The 19,512-nt window shown below is 45.4% G+C and carries 16 protein-coding genes and 1 other RNA gene; 13 read left to right on the top strand and 4 right to left on the bottom strand.

The genetic code is table 11. The annotated features are described in order from the left end of the window. Position 1 precedes the first annotated feature (1 nt). From aceF to ABLA76_RS01535, 7 genes are all read left to right on the top strand, one after another. Positions 2-1,864 carry a pyruvate dehydrogenase complex dihydrolipoyllysine-residue acetyltransferase gene (aceF, locus tag ABLA76_RS01565; RefSeq protein ID WP_348986607.1) on the top strand — a complete coding sequence of 621 codons (1,863 nt, stop codon included), beginning with the start codon at positions 2-4 and terminating at the stop codon, positions 1,862-1,864. Between the two features lie 203 nt (positions 1,865-2,067). After that, positions 2,068-3,495: a dihydrolipoyl dehydrogenase gene (gene lpdA / locus ABLA76_RS01560; protein ID WP_285808343.1), complete on the top strand. Its 1,428-nt coding sequence runs from the start codon at positions 2,068-2,070 to the stop codon at positions 3,493-3,495. Positions 3,496-3,884: 389 nt separating this feature from the next. Continuing rightward, positions 3,885-6,482, top strand: coding sequence for a bifunctional aconitate hydratase 2/2-methylisocitrate dehydratase (gene acnB / locus ABLA76_RS01555; protein ID WP_348986606.1), 2,598 nt, complete (start codon positions 3,885-3,887; stop codon positions 6,480-6,482). Positions 6,483-6,675: 193 nt separating this feature from the next. Beyond that, the gene (locus ABLA76_RS01550; RefSeq protein WP_348986605.1) at positions 6,676-7,047 is read left to right on the top strand and encodes a YacL family protein; all 372 of its coding nucleotides are present in this window, start codon (positions 6,676-6,678) and stop codon (positions 7,045-7,047) included. Between the two features lie 205 nt (positions 7,048-7,252). Beyond that, entirely contained in the window at positions 7,253-8,125 is an 873-nt protein-coding gene (mscS, locus tag ABLA76_RS01545; RefSeq protein WP_348986604.1) for a small-conductance mechanosensitive channel MscS, read from the top strand. A gap of 138 nt (positions 8,126-8,263) precedes the next feature. Beyond that, a complete protein-coding gene (argO, locus tag ABLA76_RS01540) occupies positions 8,264-8,905 on the top strand; it encodes an arginine exporter ArgO (RefSeq protein WP_348986603.1) in 642 nt (213 codons plus the stop codon). A gap of 69 nt (positions 8,906-8,974) precedes the next feature. Continuing rightward, positions 8,975-9,709 (top strand): oxidative stress defense protein, encoded by a 735-nt coding sequence (locus ABLA76_RS01535; RefSeq protein ID WP_348986602.1) that lies wholly within the window; start codon positions 8,975-8,977, stop codon positions 9,707-9,709. Here ABLA76_RS01535 and ABLA76_RS01530 read toward each other — a convergent pair. Further along, entirely contained in the window at positions 9,706-10,611 is a 906-nt protein-coding gene (locus ABLA76_RS01530) for a LysR family transcriptional regulator ArgP (protein ID WP_047767721.1), read from the bottom strand. The genes ABLA76_RS01535 and ABLA76_RS01530 overlap by 4 nt on opposite strands. 163 nt (positions 10,612-10,774) lie before the next feature. Here ABLA76_RS01530 and rpiA point away from each other — a divergent pair, with 163 nt between their 5' ends. Next, entirely contained in the window at positions 10,775-11,434 is a 660-nt protein-coding gene (rpiA, locus tag ABLA76_RS01525) for a ribose-5-phosphate isomerase RpiA (protein ID WP_348986601.1), read from the top strand. Positions 11,435-11,704: 270 nt separating this feature from the next. After that, positions 11,705-12,946 (top strand): phosphoglycerate dehydrogenase, encoded by a 1,242-nt coding sequence (gene serA / locus ABLA76_RS01520; protein WP_348986600.1) that lies wholly within the window; start codon positions 11,705-11,707, stop codon positions 12,944-12,946. Positions 12,947-13,043: 97 nt separating this feature from the next. Here the strand turns inward: serA and ABLA76_RS01515 are convergent, their stop codons facing one another. The 3 genes from ABLA76_RS01515 to zapA all read right to left on the bottom strand — a co-directional run bounded on the left by ABLA76_RS01515 (position 13,044) and on the right by zapA (position 14,331). Continuing rightward, complete coding sequence (locus tag ABLA76_RS01515; RefSeq protein WP_348986599.1) at positions 13,044-13,640, bottom strand: 5-formyltetrahydrofolate cyclo-ligase; 597 nt, start codon at positions 13,638-13,640, stop codon at positions 13,044-13,046. Positions 13,641-13,694: 54 nt separating this feature from the next. Next, positions 13,695-13,878, bottom strand: a non-coding RNA gene (gene ssrS / locus ABLA76_RS01510) — 6S RNA. 147 nt (positions 13,879-14,025) lie between these two features. Next, entirely contained in the window at positions 14,026-14,331 is a 306-nt protein-coding gene (gene zapA, locus ABLA76_RS01505) for a cell division protein ZapA (RefSeq protein ID WP_047767729.1), read from the bottom strand. A 398-nt stretch (positions 14,332-14,729) separates the two neighbouring features. Here zapA and ABLA76_RS01500 point away from each other — a divergent pair, with 398 nt between their 5' ends. The 4 genes from ABLA76_RS01500 to ubiI all read left to right on the top strand — a co-directional run bounded on the left by ABLA76_RS01500 (position 14,730) and on the right by ubiI (position 19,165). Beyond that, positions 14,730-15,305: a YecA family protein gene (locus ABLA76_RS01500; RefSeq protein ID WP_047767731.1), complete on the top strand. Its 576-nt coding sequence runs from the start codon at positions 14,730-14,732 to the stop codon at positions 15,303-15,305. Positions 15,306-15,387: 82 nt separating this feature from the next. Then, positions 15,388-16,704, top strand: coding sequence for a Xaa-Pro aminopeptidase (gene pepP / locus ABLA76_RS01495; RefSeq protein ID WP_348986598.1), 1,317 nt, complete (start codon positions 15,388-15,390; stop codon positions 16,702-16,704). A 24-nt stretch (positions 16,705-16,728) separates the two neighbouring features. After that, positions 16,729-17,919, top strand: a complete 1,191-nt coding sequence (gene ubiH / locus ABLA76_RS01490; RefSeq protein WP_348986597.1) for a 2-octaprenyl-6-methoxyphenyl hydroxylase — start codon at positions 16,729-16,731, stop codon at positions 17,917-17,919. Between the two features lie 13 nt (positions 17,920-17,932). Continuing rightward, positions 17,933-19,165: an FAD-dependent 2-octaprenylphenol hydroxylase gene (gene ubiI, locus ABLA76_RS01485; protein WP_348986596.1), complete on the top strand. Its 1,233-nt coding sequence runs from the start codon at positions 17,933-17,935 to the stop codon at positions 19,163-19,165. Positions 19,166-19,512 lie beyond the last annotated feature (347 nt).

Raw genomic sequence — 19,512 nt, 5'->3', positions numbered from 1 at the left:
CATGTCTATCGAAATTAACGTGCCTGATATTGGTGCAGATGAAGTTGAAGTTACCGAGATTTTGGTGAAAGTAGGTGACACAGTAGAAGCAGAACAGTCACTGATTACGGTTGAAGGTGACAAAGCTTCTATGGAAGTTCCTTCTCCACAGGCGGGTGTAGTTAAAGAAATCAAAGTTGCCGTTGGCGACAAAGTTGCAACCGACAAGCTGATCATGATTTTTGAATCCGCAAACGGTACGGCAGAAGCTGCACCTGCACCGCAAGCGGCGGTAGCTCCAGCAGCGGTAGCAGTAGAAAGCAAAGAAGTGAATGTGCCAGATATCGGTGGTGACGAAGTTGAAGTGACCGAAATCATGGTAAAAGTGGGTGATACTGTGACTGAAGAGCAGTCACTGATCACGGTTGAAGGTGACAAGGCTTCAATGGAAGTGCCTGCTCCATTCGCGGGTACAGTGAAAGAGATCAAAATCGCGGCTGGCGATAAAGTGAAAACGGGTTCTCTGATCATGCTCTTTGAAGTAGCAGGTTCAGGTGCTGCTCCAGCGGTAGCACAGGCAGCGGCTCCAGTAGCAGCGCCTGCGGCTTCTGCGGTAAAAGAAGTTAACGTACCCGATATCGGTGGTGACGAAGTTGAAGTGACCGAAATCATGGTAAAAGTGGGTGATACCATTGCTGAAGAGCAGTCACTGATCACAGTTGAAGGTGACAAGGCCTCAATGGAAGTGCCTGCACCATTTGCGGGTACGGTGAAAGAGATCAAAATCGCGGCTGGCGATAAAGTGAAAACTGGCTCTCTGATCATGGTATTCGAGGTTGCGGGTGCGGCTTCAGTGCCAGCGCCAGCAGTCGCTCCGGCTCCTGCGGCTGAACCTGCGAAAGCAGCACCAGCGCCAGCAGCAAGCAAGCCGGCAGAAGGCAAAAATGAGTTTGCCGAAAATGACGCTTACGTTCACGCGACTCCAGTCATTCGTCGTCTGGCGCGTGAATTTGGCGTAAATCTGGCTAAAGTAAAAGGAACTGGCCGTAAGGGTCGCATCCTGCGCGAAGACGTTCAGACTTATGTGAAAGAGGCGATCAAACGTGCAGAAGCAGCGCCTGCTGCTGCGGGTGGCGGTCTGCCAGGCATGCTGCCGTGGCCAAAAGTTGATTTCAGCAAATTTGGTGAAATCGAAGAAGTTGAAATGAGCCGTATCCAGAAAATTTCTGGTGCTAACCTCAGCCGTAACTGGGTCATGATCCCTCACGTTAATCTGTTTGATGAAGCGGATATCACTGAAGTTGAAGAGTTCCGTAAACAGCAGAACAAAGAAGCTGAAAAGAAACAGCTTGGCGTGAAAATCACTCCGCTGGTGTTTGTCATGAAAGCCGCTGCGAAAGCATTGGAAGCAATGCCTCGCTTTAACAGCTCCATTTCTGAAGATGGCCAGAAGCTGATCCTGAAAAAATATGTCAACATCGGTATCGCGGTTGATACACCTAACGGTTTGGTGGTTCCTGTATTCAAGGATGTCAACAAGAAAGGCCTCATGGAACTGTCCAGAGAACTGGCTGAAGTTTCCAAGAAAGCACGTGCTGGTAAGCTGACTGCTTCCGACATGCAGGGTGGTTGCTTCACTATCTCCAGCCTGGGTGGTATCGGTACTACCGGCTTTGCACCAATTGTGAATGCGCCAGAAGTGGCCATCATGGGGCTGTCTCGTTCTTCCATGAAACCCGTCTGGAATGGCAAGGAATTTGTTCCGCGCCTGATTCTGCCTATGTCTCTGTCTTTCGACCACCGTGTGATCGATGGGGCAGATGGTGCACGTTTCATCACTTATATTAATCAATTGATGAGCGATATCCGCCGTTTGGTGATGTAATGCAAAGGCCGGTAAATATACCGGCCTGATAATGACTATCGTGACAGAGTTTTTCGTCTTGCATCTGGCAGGTTGGGATTTCTGTCACGTTAACGCGCTTTTCAGGTTATTTACAATTCTGTAAACTGCTCGCGGTGTGTACGTCCCGGTGGAATATGGTTTTTTTTCGTCTGACCCGCCGGACAAACAATTAAGAGGTCATGATGAGTACTGAAATTAAAGCCCAGGTAGTGGTGCTTGGAGCAGGCCCGGCAGGGTATTCTGCTGCTTTCCGTTGTGCGGACTTAGGTTTGGATACGGTTCTGGTTGAACGTTACGCTACTTTGGGTGGTGTTTGCCTGAATGTGGGTTGTATTCCATCTAAGGCTCTGTTGCATGTTGCTAAAGTGATTGAAGAAGCAAAAGCACTGGCACAGCATGGTATCGTGTTTGGTGAACCGCAAACTGATATTGATAAGATCCGTCTCTGGAAAGAAAAAGTTATTTCTCAGTTGACAGGGGGTCTGGGCGGCATGGCTAAGGGCCGTAAAGTTAACGTTGTTAACGGTGTTGGTAAATTCACCGGTGCTAACACTCTGGTGGTAGAAGGCGAGAACGGCGCAACAACGATCAATTTTGAGAATGCCATTATCGCAGCGGGTTCACGCCCAATTCAGCTACCATTCATTCCACATAATGATCCTCGTGTATGGGATTCTACCGATGCACTGGAGCTGAAAACCGTTCCAGGACGCCTGTTAGTGATGGGCGGTGGTATTATCGGTCTGGAAATGGGGACTGTTTACCACGCTCTGGGTTCTCAGATCGATGTGGTAGAAATGTTCGACCAGGTTATTCCTGCGGCGGATAAAGACGTTGTTAAAGTGTTCACTAAACGCATCAGCAAGAAGTTCAACTTGATGCTGGAAACGAAAGTGACCGCAGTAGAAGCGAAAGAAGATGGCATCTACGTAACAATGGAAGGTAAGAAAGCACCGGCAGAGCCACAGCGTTATGATGCGGTTCTGGTTGCTATCGGTCGTGTACCGAACGGTAAACTGATTGATGCTGGCAAAGCGGGCGTCGAAGTTGATGAACGTGGCTTTATCCGTGTGGATAAACAAATGCGCACTAACGTGCCGCACATCTTTGCTATCGGTGATATCGTTGGTCAGCCAATGCTGGCACACAAAGGTGTTCACGAAGGTCACGTTGCTGCTGAAGTTATTTCTGGTAAGAAACATTACTTCGATCCAAAAGTTATTCCCTCCATCGCTTACACTGAGCCAGAAGTGGCATGGGTTGGCCTGACCGAGAAAGAAGCGAAAGAAAAAGGCATCAGCTACGAAACTGCGACTTTCCCATGGGCAGCCTCCGGTCGTGCAATTGCCTCTGACTGTTCAGATGGCATGACTAAACTGATTTTTGATAAAGAAAGTAACCGTATTATCGGTGGTGCCATTGTGGGTACTAACGGCGGTGAACTGCTGGGTGAAATCGGTCTGGCTATCGAAATGGGTTGTGATGCAGAAGATATCGCTCTGACTATCCACGCTCACCCAACCCTGTACGAATCAATTGGCATGGCTGCGGAAATTTACGAAGGCAGCATCACTGACTTGCCAAATCCTAAGGCAAAGAAAAAGAAATAATTCTTTAGATTTTGCAGTAGGTTAAAAAGAAATTTTAAACGGCTTTCAAACAGGAAAGCCGTTTTTATTTACAGATAGTTGCAGTAGAAGTTAAGGAATTTTCAGGCCAAAATAACAACATATAGCATTTAAAACTTTAATACTCTCTCCAGACTCATTTATCCAGAATTTTATTATGGTTTAATGTTGATTTTATGTGAATGAATTAACATGCTATTCAAATTTTGGTATGCTAAACGCCCGAATCTGGGCATAATTCTGATGTTATGCGAGCAAAATCCTCTGACCTTGCACCCTTAGTGATTGTTTTTAGATGATCATTTTCAATGATCGTTAGCGGGTGCTGACAGCCGGGTATATAAAATGACAATGAGAGCGAGGAGAAAGTCGTGCTAGAAGAATACCGCAAGCACGTAGCCGAGCGTGCAGCTCAAGGCATCGTCCCTAGGCCGTTAGACGCAGCTCAAGCAGCAGCGCTGGTCGAATTACTGAAGAACCCACCTAAAGGTGAAGAAGATTTCCTGGTAGATTTACTGACCCATCGTGTCCCTCCTGGTGTAGATGAAGCTGCTTATGTTAAAGCAGGTTTCCTCGCTGCCGTTGTTAAGGGAGAAACTGATTCTCCTTTGGTGACACAGGAAAAAGCCATTGAATTATTGGGAACCATGCAGGGTGGGTATAATATCCACGCTTTAATTGATGCCCTAGATGATGAAAAGTTGGCTCCGATTGCGGCGAAAGCACTTTCTCATACTTTGCTGATGTTCGACAGCTTCTACGATGTGGAAGAAAAAGTAAAAGCGGGTAATGTCCATGCCAAACAGATTATGCAATCGTGGGCAGATGCAAAATGGTTCCTTGGGCGTCCTGAATTAGCGGAAAAAATCACCGTTACCGTCTTTAAGGTCACGGGGGAAACCAACACCGATGATCTTTCTCCTGCTCCTGATGCGTGGTCACGCCCTGATATCCCCTTACATGCTTTGGCAATGCTCAAGAATGCCCGTGAAGGTATTGAGCCTGATCAAGCCGGTGTTGTAGGCCCGGTTAAGCAAATCGAAGCCCTGAGCAAGAAAGGCTATCCATTGGCCTACGTTGGGGATGTGGTGGGTACAGGCTCTTCCCGTAAATCAGCAACGAACTCCGTATTGTGGTTTATGGGGGAAGATATTCCGTTTGTCCCAAATAAACGTGGTGCCGGCGTGGTCTTGGGCGGAAAAATTGCCCCCATTTTCTTCAACACCATGGAAGATGCAGGTGCGTTGCCCATCGAAGTGGATGTTTCCAAACTGAATATGGGAGATGTGATTGATATCTATCCCTATAAAGGTGAAATCCGCCATCACGAATCCAATGAATTACTGGCTACTTTTGCCTTGAAAACCGATGTATTGATCGATGAAGTCCGTGCCGGTGGCCGTATTCCATTGATTATCGGTCGCGGTTTGACTGGCAAAGCACGTGAATCATTGGGTTTACCACACAGTGATGTATTCCGTCAGGCAAAAGCGGTTGCGAAAAGCGATCGTGGCTTCTCACTGGCACAGAAAATGGTTGGCCGGGCCTGCGGTAAACGTGGTATCCGTCCGGGGGAATATTGTGAGCCTAAGATGACTTCTGTGGGTTCCCAGGATACCACGGGACCAATGACGCGGGATGAATTGAAAGATTTGGCCTGTCTGGGCTTCTCTGCGGATCTGGTCATGCAATCATTCTGCCATACGGCTGCCTATCCAAAACCGGTTGATGTGACGACACACCATACTTTGCCTGATTTCATTATGAACCGTGGTGGCGTATCGTTGCGTCCGGGAGATGGCATTATCCACTCATGGTTGAACCGCATGTTATTGCCGGATACGGTGGGTACAGGCGGAGATTCCCATACCCGTTTCCCAATTGGTATTTCTTTCCCGGCGGGTTCAGGTCTGGTGGCATTTGCTGCGGCAACGGGCGTCATGCCGTTGGATATGCCAGAATCTGTACTGGTTCGCTTTAAAGGAAAAATGCAGCCTGGAATCACTTTGCGTGATCTGGTTCATGCCATTCCTTATTATGCGATTCAGCAAGGTTTGCTGACCGTTGAGAAGAAAGGCAAGAAAAACATCTTCTCTGGTCGTATTCTTGAGATTGAAGGTTTGCCTGAACTCAAAGTCGAACAGGCATTCGAGTTGGCTGATGCGTCTGCCGAACGTTCTGCGGCAGGATGTACCATCAAGCTGGATAAAGAGCCAATCATTGAATACTTGCAATCGAACATTGTTTTGCTGAAATGGATGATTGCGGAAGGTTACGGTGATCGCAGGACATTGGAACGCCGTATTATCGGTATGGAAAACTGGCTGAATGATCCTCAATTGTTGGCAGCGGATGCAGATGCTGAATACGCAGCCGTTATTGAGATCGATCTGGCAGACATTAAAGAGCCTATTTTATGTGCACCTAATGATCCCGATGATGCACGTCTGTTATCTGATGTGGCTAACAGCAAAATTGACGAAGTTTTCATTGGCTCTTGCATGACGAATATTGGTCATTTCCGTGCGGCGGGTAAATTACTGGATCAGCATAAAGGCCAGTTACCGACTCGCTTATGGGTTGCTCCTCCGACTAAGATGGACGCTGCTCAATTAACGGAAGAAGGTTATTACAGTGTTTTCGGCAAGAGCGGAGCACGCATTGAGATCCCGGGGTGTTCATTGTGTATGGGGAATCAGGCACGTGTGGCGGATGGTGCAACAGTGGTATCCACTTCCACCCGTAACTTCCCTAACCGCCTGGGTTCCGGTGCCAATGTTTACCTTGCTTCGGCGGAGTTGGCGGCTGTCGCTTCACTGTTGGGGCGCTTGCCAACGCCGGAAGAGTATTTGCAGTTCATGGATAAAGTCGATGAAAGCGCTGCCGATACTTATCGCTACCTCAATTTTGATCAATTGAATCAATACACAGAGAAAGCGGAAGACGTGATCTTCCAAACCGCAGTATAAAAAAGTATATTGCAATGTATGGGGAAGCAAATGCTTCCCCTTTTTTTGTTTTTCGGCCTATCGTTTTATAACAATTTCGTAGTAGTTTTTGTCTCAGTTTGTGGGCGGCTTCAGAGGTGGAAATGGCAGAACTGTTTAAAATCCAAATGGAATTATTTGGCATCTGTAAAAATAGTAGGTGAGGGGGTATGTGATGGAATATGAATTTATGCAGGATATTGCCGGCCAAGTAACAACATCCTTTTCAATGGATCATGAAGCCATTGGTCATTGGTTGAATGAAGAAGTGAAAGGCGATTTGTGTGTATTGGATAAAATCATTGTGGCCTTGCAAGAGATTAAAGGGAGTGAACGCCAGTGGCAGTTGGCGGGTCATGAATATACGCTATTAATGAGTGAAGATGAGATCATGATCAGGGCCAATCAACTTCAATTTGATACAGAGGTTATAGAAGAAGGAATGAGTTACTACGATAACGAGAGTCTGGCTTTTTGTGGGACAGATGATTTTATCAAGATGTTGGGAGACTACAGAGAATTTATTTTGCACAAAAATAAAACATAAGTGGCCGTGTTCAAGCCATGAAGGCTTTCTGCCATAATTTATATTCCACACATTCTTGTGTTGTGATAGTGGCTTTCTATTCTTTGAACGCAAAGTTTTTGAACAAAAAGCTATTTTTGAACGGGAGCCTATCTCTGCGAGTCGTGTTCGTTGTGAATAACGGCATTGAACGGAAATAGGCTCCAACAATCACGGTGGGCTTTGTATGGAAAAGATCAATCTGTCAAATGAGATTGATAAAGCGGCAAACTGGTTTACCAACAATCAGGATCTACTGATTCAGTATGTGGTAAACATCGTATCTGCCTTTTTGATCCTTATCGTTGGCTTATTTGTTGCCAAGTTGGTTAATAAAGCCATTAAGCGTGTTATGTCCCTACGTGGCATTGATGCCACCATTTCTGATTTTCTGGCCGCGATTATTCGTTACGCCATCATCGCGTTTACGATTATTGCTGTTCTTGGGAAATTGGGTATTCAGACTGCTTCTGTGATTGCAGTCATCGGTGCCGCAGGTTTAGCGGTAGGTCTGGCATTGCAAGGCTCACTGTCTAATTTTGCTGCCGGTGTTTTATTGGTGCTTTTCCGCCCACTGCGTACTGGCGAATATGTCAGCATTGGTGCCGTGGAAGGAACTGTCATGCAAGTACAGATTTTCTCGACAACATTGCGCACGGCAGATGGCCGTATCATTGTGATCCCTAACGGTAAGATTATCGCGGACAATATTATCAATATCAGCCGTGAACCTGATCGCCGTACCCAAATTATGGTAGGTGTTGCGTATGATGCGGATATTGATGAAGTGAAAAGAGTGTTGGGTGATGTGATTCAGGAAGATAAACGCATTCAACATGAAAAAGGTGTCACTATTCGCCTGCATGAAATGGCACCTTCATCATTGAACTTTATTGTGCGTGTGTGGACCACCAATGGTGACGCCTGGAACGTCTATTGGGATTTGATGGAAAACTTTAAGCGTGCTTTGGATAGGCACAATATCGGCATTCCATTCCCGCAAATGGATGTTTATCTGCATCAGCAAAATGGTGTTTTACAGAAGAAGACGGACGAATAATCAAGATATCGTGGTGTGAGAATTTCTCACATCACCTTTCCTAATGATGTATTAGAATCATTCATTTTTACTAATGCATTATCTTGTTTAATATGCACTGATATCGTAACTAATTGAATAATTATTAGGAATCTTTGCATGTTTTCAACATTTATTCAGGGCTTTTTTCTTAGTGCTGCGATGATCCTTCCGCTTGGACCCCAAAATGTATTTGTCATGCAGCAAGGGAGCAGGAAACAGTTCCATTTAATGAGTGCAACATTATGCTCCACCAGTGATGCTCTGCTTATTATGGTGGGAATATTTGGTGGTAGTGCCCTGCTGGGGCAATCTATACTTTTATTGCAAGCGGTGACATGGGGAGGCGCTGTATTTTTACTATGGTATGGCTGGGGCGCTTTTCGAACTGCGTTATCGGCAGAAGTCGAATTTTCCCGTGCTGAAAAAATTATCCAAAGCCGTTGGCGAGTTATCGTCACGCTATTCGCTGTGACATGGCTGAATCCCCATGTTTATTTGGATACCTTTGTCGTATTGGGCAGTATAGGCGGACAATTGTCAGCCGAACTTCGGTCGTGGTTTACCATTGGGGCAGTGATGGCGTCGATCAGTTGGTTTTTTGCCTTGTCATTCTTGTCTGCATGGTTTTCGCCTGTGCTTAATCAACCCAGAGCGCAACGGATCATCAATATTTTCATTGGTTGTGTGATGTGGTATATCGCCTGGGGCTTAATTCAGCAAGGATATAGATTTTTTATCAATCACAATATTTCTCTATAGATTACTTCTCTCTAGAGAATGTGCTAATGTTTTTGAAAGCGCCTTATTCATGTAACTTTAGGAGGTCTTGTGAAACGTAGATCACTGGTATTGGCCGCAATGATGGCTTTAGGAAGCCTGTCTTGCATGACAGCTTCCGCTGCTGACTCACTCTCTATTCCACATATTTCCACTTCTGGTAATGCGATAGTTAAAGCGGCACCAGATATGGCTACCCTGGTAATCCATGTGAGTGAAACGCAAAAGGGTGCGGCAGAAGCAAAGAAAAAAGTCGATGAACGAGTGGCGAAATATTTTGATTTTCTGAAAAACAGTGGCATCGAAAAAAAAGATATTGATGCTGCTAATTTGCGCACCCAGCCAGAATATCAATATGAACAAAAGAGTGGAAAATCGAGTATTACAGGTTATCGGGCGTCGCGTTCAGTTGAAGTGAAAGTTAACAAGCTAGAGCAACTGAATGCCTTATTGGATGGTGCCCTGAAAGCAGGGCTGAATGAAATTAACTCGGTTCAGTTTGGTGTCAATAATCCGCAACGTTATCGCGATGAAGCCAGACAAAAAGCCATCGAGAATGCCATTCAACAGGCAACGACATTGGCAAAAGGGTTCAACAGTAAGTTAGGCCCTGTGTATAGCATTAATTATCGTGCGCCTGAAGCTGTGCCTATACCAATGAGTCGTCTTAAATACCAGGATGATTTGTTGGCAGTGCCCGCTTCTGGCTCTGCCAGCGAAACTTACGAACCACAGAGCATAGAGTTTTCTGATCATGTTGATGCCGTTTTTGAATTACAGCGTTAATGAGCATCATCTTCCTGACGTAACATCTGGCGTCCTCGTTTTAGCAGGGCGTCAGTGACTTTTCTCATCGTTCCGCTTTCAGGGGCAAAACGATGCCAATAAAGCATACGGCGTTGGCACAGCCCTGGTGTGAGATCGACTAACTCACCGGCTTTTAGCTCTTTGTCGATTTGCAAGTGTGGGATCATGCAACAAGTCGAACTTTGTTTTGCCAGTTGAACGAATGCTTCAGAAGAATTCACGATATGGCAGGGCACACTTCCCGGCGATAAATCGAAATTCTGTTGTAAAAATGCTTGATGCATATCATCTAAATGGTCAAATGCAACCGCAGGTGCTTTCAGTAATGCTGAACGCGTGACGCCATTCGGGAAAAAACGGTCTGCAAACGCCGGAGAGGCGACAAACAGGTAATCCAGAGCGCCTAATTTATCAACTAAGCAGCTTGGCAGAGGTTGAGACTGAATACTAATTGCACCGACGACTTCACCACGCCGTAAACGCTCCTGAGTACGGGTTTCATCTTCTACTTGAATATTTAACCGAATAGGTAGATCAGACAAAACCGGATGGAGGGCCGGTAAAAGCCACGTTGCCAGGCTGTCTGCATTAACAGCAAGGGAAAGCAATAACGGGATCTCATTACTATTTTCATCACCCAGCCATTGTGCTTCCAGCATTTCCACCTGATGTAATAGCGCAAGCAACTTTTGCCCTTGCTCTGTCGGGTGGGGAGGAACAGTGCGTACCAATAGTGGCTGACCAAACATATTTTCTAATTGCTTGATTCTCTGGGATACCGCTGATTGAGTAATACAAAGTTTTTGCGCTGCCCGCTCGAAACCACGTTCTTTGATCACTGCGTCTAATGCTTGCAATGATCGGTAATCAGGACGTTTCATTGAAAATAAGATTCTCCGTGTTTGCACTTTTTGTGTTACAGCTCAATAAAAACCATTATGTGGCCTAACCAGCACTATGCCATATTTTTTCATGAGGTGAGCCAATATTGTTTATACTAGCCGTCAGATTTTTCCTTGTAACTGATTATAGGCTGTGATCAATATGACTCAGGACGAACTGAAAAAAGCAGTAGGTTGGGCGGCATTGGAATACGTTAAACCGGGTACAATTGTCGGCGTGGGTACAGGTTCTACCGCCGCGCATTTTATTGATGCGTTAGGCACTATCAAAGATAAAATTGAAGGTACTGTGTCAAGTTCAGACGCATCGACTGAGAAATTGAAAAGTCTCGGTATTCCTGTGTTTGACTGCAATGAGGTTGACGCTTTGGATATTTACGTTGATGGTGCTGATGAAATTAATGGTCAAATGCAGATGATCAAAGGCGGCGGCGCAGCGTTGACCAGAGAAAAAATCATCGCGGCGGTTGCGAAGAAATTTATCTGTATTATTGACTCGTCTAAGCAAGTCGATGTGTTAGGCAAATTCCCTTTGCCAGTTGAAGTCATCCCAATGGCACGGGCTTATGTGGCTCGTGAGCTGGTGAAATTGGGCGGAACACCGGTTTATCGTGAAAACATAGTCACTGACAATGGTAATCATATTCTGGATGTTCACAACCTCTCGATTGTTGATCCCATTGCGTTAGAAAATAAGATCAATGGGATCGCTGGCGTGGTGACAGTGGGCCTTTTTGCTAACCGAGGAGCAAACGTAGTACTGGTAGGGACTGCGGATGGCGTTAAGACGCTCACTGAATAAGCATTTATTGAGGGCAGAATAATCTGCTCTCAAAATATTTTTATTTTTATTCAAAACAGAAAATTTAGTGATATATATCACTTTTATGTCTAAAAAAGCCGCAAAACCCTGCCTTTATCCCGTAACGAATTATTTTACTTTGCATAACAACTTATTTACTGTTGCTTATTCTGTGATATAAGCAATCGATTGTATTGCCGTTACTGTTTTTTTTGTTATTTTGGTGGCGTCGATATGCATTATGAAAGTAAGTACAACTAGGGCGGGCAAATGGTTAAGGTATCTTTAGAAAAGGACAAAATTAAATTTCTGCTGCTGGAAGGCGTTCACCAAAGCGCAGTAGACAGCCTGAAAGCGGCAGGGTACAGCAATATTGAATATCACAAAGGGGCATTAGAACCGGAAGCGTTGAAAGAAGCGATCCGTGATGCCCGATTTGTCGGTATTCGTTCCCGCACCCAATTGACCGAAGAAATTTTCGCCGCAGCGGAAAAACTGGTTGCAGTTGGGTGTTTTTGTATTGGCACTAATCAGGTTGACCTGAAAGCGGCGGCAAAGCGCGGTATTCCGGTATTTAATGCTCCTTTTTCCAATACGCGTTCGGTCGCTGAAATGGTATTGGGTGAACTGTTGCTGCTGTTACGCCGTATTCCTGAGGCGAATGCCAAAGCCCACAATGGAGTATGGGATAAGCAAGCAAAAGGTTGCTACGAAGCGCGCGGAAAAAAATTAGGCATTATCGGTTACGGGCATATTGGTACACAGCTTGGCATTTTGGCGGAAAATATTGGCCTGAATGTCTATTTCTATGATATTGAAAATAAATTGCCATTAGGTAATGCACAGCAAGTTCATCATTTGTCTGAATTATTGAATATGAGTGATGTTGTGAGCCTGCATGTTCCCGAAACTGCTTCAACCAAAAATATGATTGGCGCAGCAGAAATGGAATTGATGAAACCAGGTTCAATTCTGATCAACGCATCACGGGGTACGGTAATTGATATTGAAGCCCTCAGCAATGCGTTGGAAATCGGGCATCTTTCTGGTGCCGCGATTGACGTTTTTCCTCATGAACCCGCAACAAACAATGATCCCTTTATCTCACCATTGAGCCAGTTTGATAACGTACTGCTGACGCCACATATTGGGGGATCGACACAAGAGGCCCAGCAAAATATCGGTTATGAAGTTTCTGGTAAACTGGTCAAATATTCTGATAATGGTTCGACATTATCAGCAGTCAATTTTCCCGAAGTCTCGCTCCCTGTTCATGCCAAGGATACGAACCGATTACTGCATATCCATGAAAACCGCCCGGGTATCTTGACCAGTATTAACCAAGTGTTCACTGAGCAAGAAATCAATATTGATGCTCAATATCTGCGGACTGACAGCGGCATTGGTTATGTAGTAATTGATATCACGACGGAGAATCCAGCTCAGGCTGAATTGGTCTTGCAGAAACTGAAGGACTTGCCGGGCACGATCCGTTCTCGCTTGCTTTACTGAGATATGATTGCTCGTTAACAAGGATCGTGATTGATTAGAAAATCAGGGGCTATTGAAGACACAATAGCCCCTGTTAATCACTGAGTAGAATCGTCGTTCATATCCATCGCCATACTTTTTCTGGGGTCATGATCTCTGGCAGAGGAATATCCCAACTCGCACTGGGTAGTTTCTCAACTAACTGAAAATTGTGGGCTAATCCAATCGGATAAAAATTCTGTTGTTGCCATTTTGCGAGAGTCCTATCGTAGAATCCTCCCCCCATCCCTAAGCGTTGCCCTGTACAATCGAAAGCGACCAAAGGAATAAACATGACATCAAGTTCAGCGATGGGTAAAACCTGCCGAACATCCAACTGAGGCTCTTCGATATTAAAGCGATTACGAATAAGAGTCATATCGGCGCAATAACGGAGAAACAGCAGGTGATTGCGGCTGAAAGGATGCAATATTGGCAAATAGACCTGTTTGTTTTGCTGCCAAAATTGTTGAATTAGCAGACGCGTATCTAATTCTCCATCAAAGGAGAGATAGAGGGCAATTTTATCAGCTTGCTGGATTTTAGGGTGCGCTATAGCCTGTTTAACGGCTTGTTGAGCAAATTGCGATTGTTGTTCAGGGGATAGATTTTGCCGTAGCTGCCGAATTTTTTTTCTAATGGAATTGCGCAGAGAAAAAGAAGGATCTGATTGCATGATACCTGCCTGTTAATTAACACAGAAAAGGATACAAAACAGATAAAGAATGAGAGGTTCTCCAAGATGCCGTTACAGGTGGTAACCCTTGAACCCTTGGTTCAAGGTGAACGTAGCGTCGTTGCTATTAGGCTTCTTGGTCTGGCCAAGCATGCTCACAAGAAACGTAACACCACATTCTATAGAGATGAAATATCGGCTCAGGGGACTTCCCTGCTCACGAACACCTCAGAGAAAATTTTTTGCTGCTTAAACCAACTAAATAGGCTTTAAGCAATGCTATGAAGCCTATTGTATGGAACTAAACGAAGAAAGCAACTGCTTATATTAATCTATAGTGACTACTGCCTGATTTATCAACAAGATTAAGTTGACGACTGGAGTATCAGGTAACTTTACCTTGCTCTAACAGTGCCTTTTCAATGGATTGCTGGAGCATTTTTATTTTTTGTTCCATATTGTAAGCATAATCACGGGTTTTCATCTTCTCCTGTGCCAACTCGTGACAGACATTCAGTGCCACAATAAAAACCAGTTGCTCAGTGTTAGTGACTCTGGTGCGTTCTTTAAGGTTATGCAAACGCTGGTCAAGTTCCTCAGCAGCAGCTTGCAACGCTTCAACCTGCTCTGTTGGACAATTGACACGTAATGACCGCCCAAAAATCTGAATATCTACTGGTTGTGCAGACATGACACCTTCCTGATTTATTATTGTGCCGATACCTTGATGTTGATATATATCCCTTATTTCTCAAATTGCGGCTTTGTTGCCAGAGCTGTAATCTGAAATCTATTGGGTATAAAGTAAATTATGGTATAAAACAAGGCCGACACCAATCATTACCGTACAATACCAAAAGCCCCTTTTTCTTCCCTTCATCTTCAAGCAGCTGTTTTTGGGCAATGTTCACTTATCCCAGTCAATGAATTATAGATATAAAGTATCTATGTTTTGGGGATTCGTGCCCTTGCTATCAACGCGGCATCTCGAAATCGATTGGGGATATATCGGTGTGTGCTGTCTGGTATAGCGACTCCCCTTGATGGTAGCATAGCATGAACTTATATCGCCAACGATGATCAATATACATGTCTATACAAAACTCATTACCTAATTATCAATCATTTGATGAAATTTTGCATCAACAGTCCGTTGCCCTGACCGCCGCAGAAATACATGGCTTAATCAGTGGGTTACTATGCAGTGGAAATCACGAGAGTAGTTGGCAGACACTGGTGCATGATCTTGCGAATGATGGACTGGCATTTTCTCAGGTTTTGGCTCTGCCGCTGAAGGAATTGTACGAAACGACGTTTGAATTGCTGGATGACAGTAGTTTCTCGTTCCATCTGTTGCTTCCTGATGAAGAGGCGGGAGTTTTTGAATGCGCAGAAGCGTTGTCGGGATGGGTCAACCACTTTCTGCTCGGATTGGGCGTAGCCAATCCTAAATTGACAGAAAATCCAGAAATTCAGGAGATTATCACCGATTTACGTAACATCGGCATGTTGGGCTATGACGAAAACGAAGATCAGGAAGAGCTATCTCAAGCCCTTGAAGAAGTACTGGAATATGTCCGTGTTGCGGTTCAACTCTGTTATATCGCGTTTGCGACACCTAAAACCGTAGGCAGTGCAAAAAATGAAAAACCAACATTGCACTGATTGGCGGTATTCACCCTATAAATTTCAAGACTTGGAAGATAAGGGGTATACCAACTAATAATATGGAATTGCAGGAGAGGGTATGACTAAACAAGAATATTTATCCCGTCGTCAGGCATTATTGTCAAAAATGGCCCCGGCCAGTGCGGCTATCATTTTTTCGGCCCCGCTTGCGACACGTAATTCAGATAGTGAATATCCCTACCGTCAGAACAGTGATTTTCTGTATCTGACCGGTTTCAGTGAACCGGAAGCGGTTCTGATACTGATCAAAAGCGATGAAACCCACAATCACAGTGTGTTATTTAATCGTGTTCGCGATTTGACGGCGGAAATTTGGTTTGGTCGTCGTCTTGGACAAGACGCTGCACTGGAAAAATTGGGGGTGGATCGTGCCTTGCCATTTGGCGATCTCGATGAACAACTCTATTTATTGTTGAATGGTTTGGAAGTGGTTTATCACGCTCAGGGCGAATTTGAATACGCGGATAACCTCTTTTTTAGTGCTTTAGATAAATTGCGCAAAAACAGCCGCCGTAACTTCAAAGCGCCAACGGTCATCGCAGACTGGCGCCCGTGGCTGCATGAAATGCGTCTGTTTAAATCAGACGCTGAATTAGAAACCCTGCGCAAAGCCGGGGAAATCAGCGCACAGGCGCATATCAGGGCGATGCAGGCTTGCCGCCCTGGTATGTTTGAATATCAGCTTGAAGCTGAAATCCACCATGAATTTACCCATCAGGGCGCACGTTACTCTGCTTATAACACCATTGTTGGCGCGGGAGATAATGCCTGTATCCTGCATTACACTGAAAATGAACGCCGTATGAAAGAGGGTGATTTGGTGTTGATCGATGCGGGATGTGAATATCAGGGATATGCAGGTGACATTACGCGGACATTTCCGGTAAATGGCAAGTTTACGCTCCCTCAACGTGAAATCTACGATATTGTGCTGGAAGCTATTAATTTTTCCCTTGAGCTATATAAGCCGGGGACCAGCATAAGTGAAGTTACCGGACAAGTCGTACGCATCATGGTGAAAGGGTTGGTAAAATTGGGAATTATGCATGGTGAAGTCGAACAATTGATCGAAACCAATGCTTACCGTCAATTTTTCATGCATGGTTTAAGTCACTGGTTGGGGCTGGATGTACATGATGTCGGCGATTACGGTGTTGACCGCGATCGTATTCTGGAACCTGGCATGGTGCTGACTGTAGAACCTGGGCTTTACATTGCACCCGATGCGGATGTCCCGCCGGAATACCGGGGTATCGGTATTCGTATTGAAGATGACATTGTGATAACAGAAACAGGAAATGAAAACCTGACTGAGTCTGTCGTGAAAGATCCCGATGAGATAGAAGCGCTGATGGTACAGGCAAAGCACAGTTAAGGTTAACGTGATCAGGAAGTGATAATGAACGTGATTATTGTGGGCGGAGGAATGACAGGAGCGACATTGGCTCTGGCTATTGCTTCGTTGAGTCGGGGGCAATTGCAAGTCTCCTTGATTGAAGCAGCAGAACCTGCCAGAAAACATCCGGGTTTTGATGCAAGGTCCATTGCCTTGGCCTATGGTACATGTCAGCGCTTGCATCAGATCGGCATTTGGCCTGCATTACAACATTGTGTTACCCCAATCACTCACGTTCATGTCAGCGACCGCGGCAATAGCGGTTTCGTCAATATTTGCGCCAGTGACTATGACATTCCGGCATTAGGCAATGTGATTGAATTGCATGATGCCGGAATTCATCTTTTTGAGTTATTAAAACAATCTTCAAATATTAAACTTTACTGCCCGGCTAAAGTGAGTTCCGTAGAACGTTTAGGCAGTTCTGTCGTGGTTTCGCTGAATAATGGTGACAAACTGACAGGAGAACTGCTGGTCGCTGCGGATGGTAGCCATTCTGCGATAGCCCAAGCGTGTAATATACCCTTTCAACAGCGATCTTATGAGCAGACTGCCATTATTGCCAATGTTTTGACTTCCGAACATCCTCAAGGAAGGGCATTCGAGCGTTTTACCAAACATGGGCCATTGGCGTTGTTACCGATGTCGGAAGGGCGTAGTTCACTGGTATGGTGCCACCCACTGGAACAACAATCAGAAGTCAATAACTGGAGCCAGCATGAATTCTGCCAACAGCTGCAAAAAGCATTTGGCTGGCGTTTGGGGAAAATGCGGGAAACCGGTCAACGGCATAGTTATCCATTGGCTTTATCGACCGCCAGCCGGCAAATTAGCCACCGTCTGGCGTTGGTCGGTAATGCTTCCCAAACCTTGCATCCGATCGCTGGGCAGGGTTTTAACTTGGGAATGCGTGATGTGATGGCTTTGGCACAAGTCATTTCAGTAGCGGCCACTTCTGGACAGGATATCGGCTCCTATAAAGTACTGGCACAGTATCAGCAACAGCGTCAGGCCGATCGTGACACCACGATTGGACTTACGGATGGGTTGGTCAGATTATTCGCCAATGACTATTTACCATTAAAAATGGGACGTAATCTTGGCTTGATGACAATGGAAAGATTATCCCCGATGCAGGATCTATTTGCCCGTCAGACATTAGGTTGGGTTGCACAGTCACCATTGGCAGATTAAGAGGAAAGAAAAAATGCAATCATTTGATGTGGTGATCGCAGGGGGTGGAATGGTTGGCCTTGCGTTGGCTTGTGGTTTGCAAGGTAGTGGTTTGCGTATTGCGATTGTAGAAGAGCACCCACCGACAACGCCATTTAGTGTCAATGATGAATATGCGTTACGTGTTTCGGCCATCAATGCAGCCAGTGAACGATTACTCACTCACCTTGGTGTCTGGCAAGATATTGTTGCAATGCGGGCCAGCCCTTATCAGGGAATGGCAGTTTGGGAGCGGGATAGCTTCGGGCGTATTCAATTTAATGCGGCGGAAAATGGCCTGACCCATCTGGGCCATATCGTCGAAAACTGTGTGATCCGGCAAGCACTCTGGCAACGTGCGGAAAATCTGCCCGATGTGATGATTTTCACCCCATCCTCTCTTAAGCATGTTGCCCGGGGAGAAAACGAAGCTTTCATCACGTTATCCGATGGAAGCATGCTGACTTCACGGTTGGTCGTTGGTGCAGACGGTGCCCATTCCTGGTTGCGTCAACATGCCGATATTCCACTGACTTTCTGGGATTATGAACACCATGCATTGGTCGCGACAATTCGGACTGAGGAGCCTCATGAAGGTGTTGCTCGTCAGGTTTTCCACGGTGATGGAATATTGGCTTTCCTGCCACTGCCCGAGCCTGACTTATGTTCGATTGTATGGTCACTACCGGCTGAATCTGCACAACAGCGCAAATTTATGGAATCGGCGCTGTTTAATCGGCAATTAAGCGCGACATTTGATATGCGTCTTGGTCAATGCAGACTGATCAGTGATCGACAAACTATCCCATTGACGGGGCGTTATGCCCGCAATTTTGCCGCTCATCGGTTGGCGCTCTTGGGCGATGCGGCACACACTATCCATCCACTGGCTGGTCAGGGCGTTAATCTTGGATTGATGGATGTGGCAGAACTGATAGGTGAATTGAGCCGCTTAAACCAGCAAGGCAAAGACATCGGTCAGTATCTCTATTTGGGGCGTTATGAACGTCGCCGTAAACACAGTGCTGCGGTCATGCTTGCAGGTATGCAGGGTTTTCGTCAGCTATTTGATGGCAATAACCCGGCTAAAAAATTATTGCGTGGAATTGGATTAACATTGGCTGATCACTTACCGGGAATGAAGCCGCAATGGCTTCGTCATGCAATGGGACTCAATGACCTGCCTGATTGGCTGATCGCTCAAACCGCTTCGGTTGAAAAAATCTAATTCAGCCCATGAATTAGAATTAGTTTTTCTCATATCAGGCTAAGGTGTGTTGAATTGCTTTACTTCACGCTTTAGCCTTTTTTCAATCTAAAAAGATTGTTTTTTGCCATTTGATAAAAATTTTGAGTATTTTTGTGCAATAAATCAGACAAAAATTCTGTATAGCAATAAGTGCCTTTTCAGATGGCTACAGCAATGCAGCTAATTTATTTTATGGTTCATTTCCTGTTTCAGTGATAACTTCTGATCCCAAGGTATCGTTTGCGTGATTAACCGCTTCTTTGCTTCATGATCCAACACCTGCCGGTTAATGCGCCGTATGTTTTTTCAGGTCACGAATGTTTTCA

Origin of the sequence: Xenorhabdus sp. SGI240 (assembly GCF_040081915.1) — a bacterium.
GTDB lineage: Bacteria > Pseudomonadota > Gammaproteobacteria > Enterobacterales > Enterobacteriaceae > Xenorhabdus > Xenorhabdus bakwenae.
Note: the sequence above shows the minus strand (reverse complement) of the source record. Positions and strands in the feature narration are given on the sequence as shown.